Origin of the sequence: Staphylococcus condimenti (assembly GCF_001618885.1) — a bacterium.
In the GTDB taxonomy this organism is placed as follows: domain Bacteria; phylum Bacillota; class Bacilli; order Staphylococcales; family Staphylococcaceae; genus Staphylococcus; species Staphylococcus condimenti.
The window spans coordinates 1396854-1410796 of the sequence record NZ_CP015114.1 but is presented as its reverse complement, the minus strand read 5'-3'; the positions used below and the strand labels follow the sequence as shown (position 1 = coordinate 1410796).

Sequence of the window (13943 nt, the reverse complement as noted above, 5' to 3'; positions counted from 1 at the left end):
ACGGCAAAGAAGATTACTCACATAATTAATAACGTGATTAAGTTATTAAGGGCGCACGGTGGATGCCTTGGCACTAGAAGCTGATGAAGGACGTTACTAACGACGATATGCTTTGGGTAGCTGTAAGTAAGCGTTGATCCAGAGATTTCCGAATGGGGGAACCCAGCACAAGTTATGTTGTGTTATCGACATGTGAATACATAGCATGTCTGAAGGCAGACGCGGAGAACTGAAACATCTTAGTACCCGCAGGAAGAGAAAGAAAACTCGATTCCCTGAGTAGCGGCGAGCGAAACGGGAAGAGCCCAAACCAATGAGCTTGCTCATTGGGGTTGTAGGACACTCTGTATGGAGTTACAAAAGAATCGATTAGACGAACCGTACTGGAAAGTTGGACCAGAGAAGGTAAAAGTCCTGTAGTCGAAAGTCGATTCTCTCCTGAGTGGATCCTGAGTACGACGGAGCACGTGGAATTCCGTCGGAATCCGGGAGGACCATCTCCCAAGGCTAAATACTCTCTAGTGACCGATAGTGAACCAGTACCGTGAGGGAAAGGTGAAAAGTACCCCGGAAGGGGAGTGAAAGAGAACTTGAAACCGTGTGCTTACAAGTAGTCAGAGCCCGTTAATGGGTGATGGCGTGCCTTTTGTAGAATGAACCGGCGAGTTACGATCTGATGCAAGGTTAAGCAGCGAATGCGGAGCCGCAGCGAAAGCGAGTCTGAACAGGGCGTTGAGTATTTGGTCGTAGACCCGAAACCAGGTGATCTACCCTTGGTCAGGTTGAAGTTCAGGTAACACTGAATGGAGGACCGAACCGACTTACGTTGAAAAGTGAGCGGATGAACTGAGGGTAGCGGAGAAATTCCAATCGAACCTGGAGATAGCTGGTTCTCTCCGAAATAGCTTTAGGGCTAGCCTCAAGTGATGATTGTTGGAGGTAGAGCACTGTTTGGACGAGGGGCCCTTCTCGGGTTACCGAATTCAGACAAACTCCGAATGCCAATCAATTTAACTTGGGAGTCAGAACGTGGGTGATAAGGTCCATGTTCGAAAGGGAAACAGCCCAGACCACCAGCTAAGGTCCCAAAATATATGTTAAGTGGCAAAGGATGTGGTATTGCCCAGACAACTAGGATGTTGGCTTAGAAGCAGCCATCATTTAAAGAGTGCGTAATAGCTCACTAGTCGAGTGACACTGCGCCGAAAATGTACCGGGGCTAAACATATTACCGAAGCTGTGGACTGTCCTTCGGACAGTGGTAGGAGAGCGTTCTAAGGGCGTCGAAGCATGATCGCAAGGACATGTGGAGCGCTTAGAAGTGAGAATGCCGGTGTGAGTAGCGAAAGATGGGTGAGAATCCCATCCACCGATTGACTAAGGTTTCCAGAGGAAGGCTCGTCCGCTCTGGGTTAGTCGGGTCCTAAGCCGAGGCCGACAGGCGTAGGCGATGGATAACAGGTTGATATTCCTGTACCGCCAATGATCGTTTTAAGCGATGGGGGGACACAGTAGGATAGGCGAAGCGTGCTGTTGGAGTGCACGTCCAAGCAGTAAGACTGAATGGTAGGCAAATCCGCCATTCTCAAGGTCAAGCTGTGATGGGGAGAGGAAACATGTTTTCCTCGAGTCGTTGATTTCACACTGTCGAGAAAAGCCTCTAGCTAGAGATTTGGCGCCCGTACCGCAAACCGACACAGGTAGTCAAGATGAGAATTCTAAGGTGAGCGAGAGAACTCTCGTTAAGGAACTCGGCAAAATGACCCCGTAACTTCGGGAGAAGGGGTGCTCTTTAGGGTTCACGCTCTGAAGAGCCGCAGTGAATAGGCCCAAGCGACTGTTTATCAAAAACACAGGTCTCTGCTAAACCGTAAGGTGATGTATAGGGGCTGACGCCTGCCCGGTGCTGGAAGGTTAAGAGGAGTGGTTAGCTTCTGCGAAGCTACGAATCGAAGCCCCAGTAAACGGCGGCCGTAACTATAACGGTCCTAAGGTAGCGAAATTCCTTGTCGGGTAAGTTCCGACCCGCACGAAAGGCGTAACGATTTGGGCACTGTCTCAACGAGAGACTCGGTGAAATCATAGTACCTGTGAAGATGCAGGTTACCCGCGACAGGACGGAAAGACCCCGTGGAGCTTTACTGTAGCCTGATATTGAAATTCGGCACAGCTTGTACAGGATAGGTAGGAGCCTTAGAAACGTGAGCGCCAGCTTACGTGGAGGCGTTGGTGGGATACTACCCTAGCTGTGTTGGATTTCTAACCCGCGCCATTGATCATGGCGGGAGACAGTGTCAGGCGGGCAGTTTGACTGGGGCGGTCGCCTCCTAAAGTGTAACGGAGGCGCTCAAAGGTTCCCTCAGAATGGTTGGAAATCATTCATAGAGTGTAAAGGCATAAGGGAGCTTGACTGCGAGACCTACAAGTCGAGCAGGGTCGAAAGACGGACTTAGTGATCCGGTGGTTCCGCATGGAAGGGCCATCGCTCAACGGATAAAAGCTACCCCGGGGATAACAGGCTTATCTCCCCCAAGAGTTCACATCGACGGGGAGGTTTGGCACCTCGATGTCGGCTCATCGCATCCTGGGGCTGTAGTCGGTCCCAAGGGTTGGGCTGTTCGCCCATTAAAGCGGTACGCGAGCTGGGTTCAGAACGTCGTGAGACAGTTCGGTCCCTATCCGTCGTGGGCGCAGGAAGTTTGAGAGGAGCTGTCCTTAGTACGAGAGGACCGGGATGGACATACCTCTGGTGTACCAGTTGTCGTGCCAACGGCATAGCTGGGTAGCTATGTATGGACGGGATAAGTGCTGAAAGCATCTAAGCATGAAGCCCCCCTCAAGATGAGACTTCCCAACTTCGGTTATAAGATCCCTCAAAGATGATGAGGTTAATAGGTTCGGGGTGGAAGCATAGCGATATGTGGAGCTGACGAATACTAATCGATCGAAGACTTAATCCAATTTCAAGTTTTGATTGGTTGAATTGATAATTACTTACTATCTAGTTTTGAATGTATAATCATTCTATTGTCTGGTGACAATGGCAAAGAGGTCACACCTGTTCCCATGCCGAACACAGAAGTTAAGCTCTTTAGCGCCGATGGTAGTCGGACTTACGTTCCGCAAGAGTAGGACGTTGCCAGGCAAGCGCGAGACCCGTAAGGGTCTCTTTTTTTTGTCCTTTTTTAACTAAGCGTTTATGTTAAAATAGAAGTAATATTTTAGAAAAGGTTGCGAAACCAATGAATCTACCATTAAATGATAAATTAAAAACATTTCTAGATAAAACCCCTATTTCTTTTCACGTGCCTGGACATAAAAATATGACAATTGGAGACTTGAAAGAGATAGAGTTAGCGATGGATATTACGGAAATAACAGATTTTGATGATTTGCATCATCCAGAAGAAGTGTTAAAAGAAAGCATGAAACAATTAGCTAAACATCCAGATTATGAAGCTTTTTATTTAGTAAATGGGACGACTTCCGGTATTTTGTCGGTAATTCAAGCTGCAGCACAATCAACTCAGCCGATGCTGATCAGCCGTAATGTTCATAAATCCGTGTTTCATGGTTTAGATTTGGCTCAACAAAAAGCTCAAATCATGCCTATGAATTTAAGCAAACTAACAAATCAATACTTAGGTCCTGAAATATCAGAGACGAGTCAAATGATGAATCAACAACTGCTTTCTATCATTACATATCCTAACTATTATGGAGAAACTTTTGATATTCAGCGATTTATTCAAGAAAGTCACGCACATCAAATACCTGTTTTAGTAGATGAAGCACATGGCGCACATTTCGGGATAAAAGGGTTCCCGAAATCATCGTTAGAATATGGTGCCGATTATGTTGTACAGTCTTATCACAAAACATTGCCGGCATTTACGATGAGTTCGGTTATTTTTATACATAAAGATGCACCTTATTATAATCAAGTCAAACAATATCTGGCTTATTTCCAGTCCTCTAGTCCATCATACCTTTTGATGGCAGGTCTCGAAAGGGCGCAAGTTTTTTATCAAAATTATGAAGCAAGTACATTTTTTGAAAAACGTGACATCGTGATTAATGAATTAAGACAACAAGGTTTCGTGGTAAATGAGATGGATGATGCACTTAAAATCACAGTACGATATCCAGGTTATTCTGGTTATGATGTACAAGAATGGTTAGAAAAGCAAGAGATTTATGTAGAGCTTTCTGATAATGATCAAACACTATTAATATTACCATTGTGGCATGAACGTGATACTTTTCCTTTTGAATTATTAATAAAAAGAATTACGCAAATTGTATTGCCTGAACCACAGAAAACAGGGATAGAAAAGATTGAAAATGTATTACCGACTGAATCAACAGACTACCAACCAATACAATTGAAACACACTACTGAAATTCCTATACACCAAGCTGTCGGCAAACGACTAGCACAACATCTTGTTCCTTATCCACCTGGTATTCCAGCTTTTTTCAAAGGAGAAAATGTGACTTCATCAACAGTTGAAAAATTAGAAAGTTGGATTAAACAAGGAATAAGGGTAGAAGGTTTAAAAGATAACAAAATTAGAATTGAGGATAATTAAAATGTCAGTATTTATTACATTTGAAGGACCAGAAGGTTCTGGTAAAACTACAGTGTTACAACGCGTTGCAGAGCGTTTATCTCAAGATTACGATGTTTTGAAAACACGCGAACCCGGAGGTGTACCCGCAGCAGAACAAATTCGAGAAATTCTCTTAGAAGGAGAAGCAGTAGATGAGCGTACAGAAGCGTTGCTTTTTGCAGCGTCACGCCGTGAACATTTAGTGGAAAAAGTATTGCCTGCTTTAAAAGAAGATAAAGTCGTGCTATGCGACCGTTATATTGATAGTTCTTTAGCTTATCAAGGTTTTGCACGTGGTATTGGTGTTGAAGAAGTACGTGCTATTAATGAATTTGCTATCAATGGATTATATCCAGATTTGACTATTTATTTGGATATTACTGCCCAAACAGGTCGTGAGCGTATTGAAAGTAATGCTAGAAACATGAACCGTTTAGATCATGAGAGTATTGCTTTTCATCAACGGGTAATTAAAGGGTATCACGATTTAATAGATAGAGAGCCGAATCGATTTAAAGTTATTGATGCAAACCAACAATTAGATGCAGTAGTTGAAGATACATATACTGCGATTAAAGAATTTTTGGGTAAGTAATAAATATATTGAATATACTGATAAGTTGTTGCACGTCATTACGCTCGCGTAGTATAATTTGATAAATATTTGTTATATTCAACTTGGTTTTCACTTGAAAACGATAGAAAAAATGAACAGAAATTTCTATGTCATCTAGGCGATTTCTATTAAGATTTGAGACAAGCTGTACCATCAGATATGCTATAATATTACAAAGAGGTGTTAGTTATGAAAATGGTAATTGCAATTGTTCAAGACCAAGATAGTCAAGAATTATCTGATCAACTCGTTAAAAATAACTTCCGAGCGACTAAACTCGCTACAACAGGTGGATTTTTACGTGCCGGGAATACAACGTTCCTTTGCGGTGTAGATGATGATAAAGTTGATGATTTATTGAGTGTTATTAATAAAACATGCGGTAACAGAGAGCAACTTGTATCACCAATTACACCAATGGGCGGTAGCGCTGATTCATATATTCCATATCCAGTGGAAGTTGAAGTCGGCGGCGCAACAGTGTTTGTTATGCCTGTTGATGCGTTCCACCGATTTTAATAATTAAATAAGTTAAGCAAAAGAGCATAGATAAGGGGCGATTGCTCTATTATCTTATACTCTTTATGAATAGAGGGGGTCGGGACAAGCGTGAAAACGGGTTTTGTGAGATACAAACCCTGTATTTACTCAAGTTCTTGCCCCCTTTCATTACGTAAAAGGAGTTAACTGAATGGATGAATTATCAAGATTGACGAATGCTTATCAATCTGGCAAACTTTCGCATGCCTACTTATTTGAAGGCGATGATGGCCAAACGATGCAGCAGACTGCAATGGCATTTGCGAAATTAATTTTATGCAATGACAATGAAATATGCCAAGCGAAAGTTGATGAATTGAATCATCCAGACTTTAGATATGTTTCAACAGAAGAAACCAATATCAAAAAAGAGGAAATTGAAGCACTCGTACATGCTATGAATCAACTTCCAGTTGAAGGGACACATAAAGTATATATTATTGACGGTTTTGAAAAATTGACTGTACAAGGTGAGAATAGTATTTTAAAATTTTTAGAAGAACCGCCAGAAAATACGATTGCAATTTTACTTTCTACTAAGCCAGAACAAATTTTGAGTACGATTCATTCACGTTGCCAACATGTTTACTTCAGACCAATGTCGCAAGAAAAATTAATAGAGCGCCTCGAAGAACAAGACATTTCTAAACCTATTGCAGAAATGCTTAGTACATATACGACACAAATTGAAGAAGCACGTGCATTGAATGAAGAATATGATTTGGCAGCACTTAGAAAAAATATTGTGAACTGGTGTCAACTATTGCTTACGAATCGATCAATGGCATTAATTGCTTTAGTAGACCTCATGAAAACAGCAAAAAATAAAAAGTTGCAGCAACTGACATTATCTGTCGTGAATGCTTTTTTCCAAGATATTATGCATGAAAAAGCTGAAACTTCGGGACACTTAGTTTTTTCAGAACTTGAAACAGATATTAAACATTATGCGGAACACTTAAGTTATGCACAGTTAACGCATATGTATGACCATATAACGGAAGCACATAAGAAATTGACGCAAAATGTGAATCCGATGCTTGTATTCGAGCAAATTGTTATTAAGGGGGTGGGCTAAATGCCACAAGTTATAGGCGTACAATTTCAGAAAGCTGGTAAACTCGAATATTACGCCCCAATTCAAAATACTGCACTTTGTTGTGGTGACAGAGTGGTAGTAGAATCAAAACGCGGTGTGGAAATTGGTGCTGTTAAAGATGGTGCATTGGATGTGGAGGCAGAAGATGTTACTTTACCATTGAAACCGATTATCCGTGTAGCAACAGAACAAGACTTAGAAAAGCATGCTTGCAATGAAGAAGAAGCTGATGATGCCATGCAATTTTGTAAAGAAGCAATTGAGCAATTAGAACTTGAAATGCGTTTAGTCAATTGTGAATATACATTAGACCAATCTAAAGTGATTTTCAATTTCACAGCAGATGATCGTATTGATTTTAGAAAGCTCGTTAAAATTTTAGCATCACGTTTAAGAACACGTATTGAACTACGTCAAATCGGCGTACGTGATGAAGCAAAATTATTAGGCGGAATCGGACCATGCGGCCGTTCATTATGTTGTTCTACATTTTTAGGAGACTTTGAACCGGTATCTATTAAAATGGCCAAAGATCAAAATTTATCGTTAAATCCGACAAAAATTTCTGGCGCATGTGGCCGTTTAATGTGCTGCTTGAAATATGAAAATGATTATTATGAAGCTGCTCGTGAACAACTGCCGGATGTCGGTACTAAAATTGAAACACCAGATGGAAAAGGTACTGTAGTGGGTCTTAATATGTTGGACATTTCAATGCAAGTCAAAGTGGATGGTCTTGAACAACCTTTAGAATATTCAGTTGAAGATTTAGAAGAGATATATTAAGGAGGCCGCTTGCGTTGGATCGTAGAGATTTAATGGAACGACTCATGCGACTTGAAAGCAACGTTCAAAACTTGTATCAAGAAATGGCTGAGTTAAAAACAATTGCTATGGAACTCGTTGAAGAGAATGTAGCTTTGGAAGTAGAAAACAATCATCTGAAACGCTTAATCGGACGTTCTGAAGAAGGCGGACTGCATTCAGATGCACAAGATAATATAGAAACACATGAATCAAAAGAAGAACATGAGGAACACCGACATCGAAAACATCGTGTCAGCAGTAAAGAGAACTTAGCGATTTTATATCAGGAAGGTTTTCATATCTGCAAAGGTGATTTATTTGGAAAACATCGTCACGGTGAAGATTGCTTGTTTTGCTTGCAAACTTTAGAAGAACAATCTTAATTTATGGCGTGTTTTTTCTATCTATTATATAGGACTCAATTAGAATAATAAGATATAGCAGGATTATTCTTTTTAAGGGCGGGATTACGAAACATTCAAATAGGTTTCTGTCTCGCTCTTTATACATATTAATGAAAGTAGAGATGAATCATGTTAGAAGAAAATGAACGCTTGGATAGTCTGTTAAAAGAAAATTTAGAGATTATTCAAAACGATGAGGTATTTTCTTTTTCGACAGATGCTTTATTGTTAGGACACTTTACCCATTTGCGAAAAAACGATAAAGTGATGGACTTATGTTCAGGAAATGGTGTCATCCCATTATTATTATCACATAAAGGACAGCACCCTATTGATGCGATTGAAATTCAACCTCAACTTGTAAATATGGCTGAGCGCAGTATCCAACATAATCAATTATCAGATCGTATTCGAATGTATGAATTAGATTTGAAGAATGTACGGCAAACTTTTACCCCATCTCAATATACAGTAGTAACTTGTAATCCGCCTTACTTCAAAACAACGCAGATGCATCAACACCAAAAAGAAGCGCATAAAATTGCACGTCATGAAGTATTATGTACCTTAGAAGATTGTGTAGAAGCAGCACGCCATTTATTAAAACAAGGCGGGAGATTAATTATGGTTCATCGTGCTGAACGTTTGATGGATGTATTATCGACTTATCGTGCAGCGCGCATTGAACCGAAAAAGCTTACACTTATATACAGTAAGAAAAACAAAGATGCGCATGCGATTATCGTTGAAGGTCGCAAGGATGGTAAACCAGGTTTAGATATTCAACCGCCTTTTTATATGTATCAAGATGATGGTGAGTATACACCGGAAATGAGAGCGATATATTATGGAGAATAAATATTTTATATATATAGTAAGATGTCGTGACGGCAGCCTTTATACAGGGTATACCAATGATGTCACAGCACGAGTTGAAAAGCATAATGCTGGAAAAGGGGCGAAATATACAAAAACCCGCCGACCAGTTAAACTTGTTTATCAAGAAACTTTTGAAACGAAATCAGAAGCTATGAAACGTGAATATCAAATTAAAACATATACGAGAGTTCAAAAATTGCAGCTCATTGAAAGGGGCGTTATTTCATGACGGGAACACTTTATTTAGTTGGAACACCAATTGGAAATTTATCAGATATTACTTATCGTGCTGTCGATACTCTAAAGTATGTAGATTTAATTGCGTGTGAAGATACACGTGTGACAAAGAAATTATGTAATCATTATGAAATTCATGCACCGCTAAAATCTTATCATGAACATAATAAGGAACAACAGACTGAGCCGCTAGTGAATACCTTATTAGATGGGCAAAATGTTGCTTTAGTTTCAGATGCGGGTTTGCCTTTAATTAGTGACCCTGGATATGAATTAGTTGTAAGTGCACGTGCTGCAGATATTTCAGTGGTGCCTATACCAGGACCGAATGCTGGATTGACGGCTTTGATGGCGAGTGGCCTGCCTTCTTATATTTATACTTTTTTGGGCTTTCTTCCAAGAAAAAGCAAAGAAAAGATGGCAGTTCTGGAAAAGAGGATGTTTGAAGATTCTACATTAATCGTGTATGAATCACCTTATCGCATCGCAGACACATTAAAAGCGATTGAAACGGTAGATGTGACACGTTCTGTAACTTTAGGTCGTGAGTTAACGAAAAAATTTGAGCAGATTCAAACAGCTTCAGTTTCAGAATTAGCAGCAGCTGTAGAAAAAGGTGAGGTACCTTTGAAAGGTGAATTTGTGGTTTTAATTGAAGGTGCTGAAAGGGTTGCTAAAACAGAGTGGTTTGAGGAATTAGATATTCCCGAACATGTTGAGCATTATATACGCCAAGATATGAAACCGAAAAAAGCGATTAAGCAAGTAGCAGAAGATCGCAATATGAAAACTGGAGAAGTTTATGATATATACCATCAAATCAGATAGATTTAATATGGTTTTAGATAAAAAATATTTTTATTTTTTGTAAATTCTTATATAAAAGTAGATAAATGAAATTAAACTGTGCTATTTTATAGATACACAGTTTTTTTCTTGAAATAAATGGGATAGCGTTAATTATTTTTCTTTAGTGAGAGACACCGGAAGATAGGAGACATACAATATGAAGAGAAATAATTTATCAAGAAACAGGTATGCAATTCGTAAATACACAGTGGGTACTGCTTCAGCACTTGTAGCATCAGTGGCTTTCTTAACAGTGAGTCATAGCGCAGATGCTGCAGAACAAAATGGAGAAAACAATGTGGAAGCAACATCTAAAGCACAAGTACAAACAGCAAACAGCTTCCAACCTGCAACATCTTTACAAAATACTTCACAGACACCAGAAAGTGATAACCTAAATCAATCACCTTCGCAAAATGTATTACAATCTAATCATCAACCTTCAAAATCATTAACTTCTCAACAACCAACATCTTTAGAAATGCAAAATATAACAAAGGAAAGCACACAAAACGAAACATCTGTAAAAGCACCAAAATCAAATGCGGCATCAGAGGAACAAACACAAAACTCAGTTCCTGGGCCAAAAGCGCCGGAGAAAGATTCTATTTCACCTTCAGCAACTGAAAAAACGACAGAACAACAAACAGAACAACCAGCACCGGAAGTTCAAGTAGCTCCTGGCGTTTTGACACCAGCTCAAGGCCAAATTGCTGAAAAGGGAATAGAGATTGAAGATACAGCAACAAAAAAACCGCAACCGATAGAACCGGCACAAAATGATAAAAAGCGAGAAGAGCCAATAACTGAAAAAGCGACGAAACAACAAAAAGAACAGCCGGCACCAGAGGTTCAAGTAGCTCCTGAAGTTTTGACACCAGCTCAAGGCCAAATTGCTGAAAAAGGAACTGAGGTTGAAGATACAGCAACGAAAAAACCGCAACCGATAGAACCAAGTCATAAAACGGAAAGTATTGAACCCTCTATTATAGAGGAACCAGTTACAAAGCAAGCCGAAACTATTCAACCGGCAGAAAAAAATGCTGATGAATCATCACAATCGAAAGCAGCATCTGAAAGCACTTCATCTGAAAAAGCAATTCCAACAACGGATGCAGAGGTTTCAACTGACTCATCTAAGAACACTTCAACAGAATCCTCGACTGAAAATGAAGCTGTTGCTGGATCACAAAATGTGTCAAAAGATATTCCAGAAAAAAGCGCCCATGTAACTACAACTTCTGCACCGGGAAATCCTTTAGAAAAACCGCAACCACAAAAGAATCAACAACCTCAATCAGTTACACCAGCTAATACAACTTCATCACAGCGTATATCACCACAAACGGATGGCCAATCTACTACAAAAGAAGCGAAAGCAGCTCAAGAACAGGCGATTAATAAATATCCTGTGATTTTTGTACATGGTTTTATGGGATTTGTAGGTGATATCAAACCTGATTTATATCCTAATTATTGGGGTGGAGATAAATACCATGTTGTAGATGGATTAAGAGAGAAAGGTTATCAAGCATATGAAGCAAGTGTTGGTGCTTTTAGCAGTAACTATGATCGTGCGGTAGAGCTTTATTATTATATTAAAGGCGGTACGGTAGATTATGGTGCAGCACATGCAGCAAAATATGGGCATGCACGTTATGGACGGACTTATAAAGGTGTTTTTAAAGATTGGCAGCCTGGTCAAAAAGTACATTTAGTTGGACATAGTATGGGTGGTCAGACGATTCGCTTAATGGAACACTTTTTACGTTTTGGTAATCAAGAAGAAATTGATTATCAACGTACGCATGGTGGTACAATTTCACCTTTATTTGAAGGTGGACAAGATAATATGATTTCGTCTATTACAACATTAGGTACACCGCATAATGGTTCGGCAGCAGCTGATCGTGTGGGTAATCAACAAGCTTTCAAAGATATTGTATACGCTTTAGGTCGTATGGGTGGTGGTAAACTTGCAAATATCGACTTCGGTTTTGAAAAATGGGGATTTAAGCAAGGTGCGAATGAATCTTATATTGATTATATGAAACGTGTCGCAGAAAGCGCGTTATGGAAAGCAGATGATAATGCGATGTATGATTTGACTTCACAAGGTTCTGAAGCATTGAATAAAAATACTCCATTGAATCCTAATATCACTTATACTACTTATACTGGATTAGCGAGCCATGAAGGTGTTACAGGTAATTATGTACCTGATATCGGACAATTCTTCTTGTTTGATACAACGAGTCGTATTATTGGCAGTGAGCCGGATAAGACGTTGCGTCCAAATGATGGTATTGTCTCTGTTGTGTCTTCACTTTATCCGACAGGACAAGCGTTTACAGACTTTACTGATGGTTTGAAAAAAGGTATCTGGCAAGTGACGCCTGTTATGCAAGGTTGGGACCATTTGGATTTTGTAGGTTTAGACGCTTTAGATTTTAAACATACAGGTATTGAACTGCAGCAGTTTTATGCTGGGTTGATTAATAATATGATGAAAGTGGAAGAAGCGGAAGTTTAAAATAAAGCGCATCGTAATCTAAGTGATTGCGGTGCGTTATTGATGCTCATTAAATTCAGATAATGTGAGTTCATCATATAATAAATCGATATTAACAGAACTAATAAATCCTTTTCATCTCTAACACATGCCTTTTCAATTAAGTTTGAATGTTGTTCAATTACTTCTGGTTTAGAAGACCCATCCTGTGTTGGGTTAATTGTTGGTATTAAAGGTGGAATAAGTTGGTTTTTTTATTATGTTTTAGGTTGTAATTTCGATAAATTGTTTTGTCATAGCAACATGTATGAACTATCATTATTTTTTATTTTGAAGTCAATATTTGAATCTTCTTTTTCATCTTCTTCAAGTGATTTAGTGGTAATAATATTATTTGAAATAATGTAATTTAAATCATTGAAGATAGAAAAAATATTGTTAATTTTGCTTTTTAATTGTTTGGAGATTACTTTTTGAAGATTTTCAAATATAAGGGGGAGGTAAAAATTGAAATATAAAAAACTATATAAGGACTATACAAAATATGTAAAGTTTTATATGATGAGTTAGAAAATGCTTATTAACAAATAAAATTTAAATAGTGTTTTCTGAAATTTAAGATGCCAAAAAGTAGTGTGAAGTACAACGACTTTAACTAAAATGAGTTTTGAAGAAATAAATTGCAATTATATAGAGACAGATTTTATCAATCGACTAACTGAAAAAGTGTCCGAATATTAGAATAAATAAGATGATAATTAAATAGTACAGCCGATCCAATAGAAGAAAAATCAATGTCTATCTCAAAATTTTAGATTTAAACAGCCGATATTTAGTGGCTGAATAGTAGAATTTTTATTAATGGGCTTATACATATAAAATACGGAGAATTTATAACTTTATTTTTATATCTATAAATAAATGCGTGGATTTTGTATTGCGTGACTAGTTTTTTAAAAATTACACAAAATAAGAGGATATTACTTAAACAAAGAAAATAAGAAAAAATTAAGTAGATCATAGCACGAACACATCCTATGCTTTTCAGCGTGTATTTGAGCAAGTGAAACTAATTTCTTTAGATTAACTCAATATAAGTATTTTTGCGGCTTCATCATCCAAGATTCGGAGTTAGTAAACAATTATAATTTTAGTTGATGCAACTAAAGGATTTAAGATGTTTAGTAATAAATCATTGACTGATATTGCTAAAGATAGAGCTAATAAATATGTGAATAAATTCAGAAATTCTGATACAAGGAAACAAATTAAAAATGGTGATAGTTATACAGTGAATTCGGCTGTTGGAAATTCGTCGTCTGTGAAATTCAGCTAAAAGCTGAGCTCAGTGTTTTAAATATTAATATTAATTATTGAGAAATAGAAA

The 13943-nt window shown here is 38.6% G+C and carries 10 protein-coding genes and 2 rRNA genes; all 12 read left to right on the top strand.

The window, feature by feature from the left end; translation table 11 throughout:
• Positions 1 to 35 precede the first annotated feature (35 nt).
• A 23S ribosomal RNA gene (locus tag A4G25_RS07120) occupies positions 36 to 2960 on the top strand.
• A gap of 70 nt (positions 2961 to 3030) precedes the next feature.
• Positions 3031 to 3145, top strand: a 5S ribosomal RNA gene (rrf, locus tag A4G25_RS07115).
• A 97-nt stretch (positions 3146 to 3242) separates the two neighbouring features.
• A complete protein-coding gene (locus A4G25_RS07110; protein ID WP_047132201.1) occupies positions 3243 to 4592 on the top strand; it encodes an aminotransferase class V-fold PLP-dependent enzyme in 1350 nt (449 codons plus the stop codon).
• Position 4593: 1 nt separating this feature from the next.
• Positions 4594 to 5208, top strand: coding sequence for a dTMP kinase (gene tmk / locus A4G25_RS07105; RefSeq protein WP_047132200.1), 615 nt, complete (start codon positions 4594 to 4596; stop codon positions 5206 to 5208).
• 210 nt (positions 5209 to 5418) lie between these two features.
• Positions 5419 to 5748 (top strand): cyclic-di-AMP receptor, encoded by a 330-nt coding sequence (locus tag A4G25_RS07100; RefSeq protein WP_012664152.1) that lies wholly within the window; start codon positions 5419 to 5421, stop codon positions 5746 to 5748.
• Positions 5749 to 5920: 172 nt separating this feature from the next.
• A complete protein-coding gene (locus A4G25_RS07095) occupies positions 5921 to 6847 on the top strand; it encodes a DNA polymerase III subunit (protein WP_047132199.1) in 927 nt (308 codons plus the stop codon).
• Positions 6848 to 7654 carry a PSP1 domain-containing protein gene (locus A4G25_RS07090; protein ID WP_047132198.1) on the top strand — a complete coding sequence of 269 codons (807 nt, stop codon included), beginning with the start codon at positions 6848 to 6850 and terminating at the stop codon, positions 7652 to 7654. It abuts the gene before it with no gap.
• Positions 7655 to 7668: 14 nt separating this feature from the next.
• Positions 7669 to 8058 carry a DNA replication initiation control protein YabA gene (gene yabA / locus A4G25_RS07085; RefSeq protein WP_047132197.1) on the top strand — a complete coding sequence of 130 codons (390 nt, stop codon included), beginning with the start codon at positions 7669 to 7671 and terminating at the stop codon, positions 8056 to 8058.
• Between the two features lie 150 nt (positions 8059 to 8208).
• Entirely contained in the window at positions 8209 to 8937 is a 729-nt protein-coding gene (locus A4G25_RS07080; protein WP_047132196.1) for a tRNA1(Val) (adenine(37)-N6)-methyltransferase, read from the top strand.
• Complete coding sequence (locus tag A4G25_RS07075; RefSeq protein ID WP_047132195.1) at positions 8927 to 9187, top strand: GIY-YIG nuclease family protein; 261 nt, start codon at positions 8927 to 8929, stop codon at positions 9185 to 9187. The genes A4G25_RS07080 and A4G25_RS07075 overlap by 11 nt, the downstream gene beginning before the upstream one ends.
• Complete coding sequence (gene rsmI / locus A4G25_RS07070) at positions 9184 to 10023, top strand: 16S rRNA (cytidine(1402)-2'-O)-methyltransferase (RefSeq protein ID WP_047132194.1); 840 nt, start codon at positions 9184 to 9186, stop codon at positions 10021 to 10023. The genes A4G25_RS07075 and rsmI overlap by 4 nt, the downstream gene beginning before the upstream one ends.
• A gap of 178 nt (positions 10024 to 10201) precedes the next feature.
• Positions 10202 to 12577, top strand: a complete 2376-nt coding sequence (gene lip, locus A4G25_RS13315; RefSeq protein ID WP_047132193.1) for a YSIRK-targeted triacylglycerol lipase — start codon at positions 10202 to 10204, stop codon at positions 12575 to 12577.
• The last annotated feature ends 1366 nt before the right edge of the window (positions 12578 to 13943 follow it).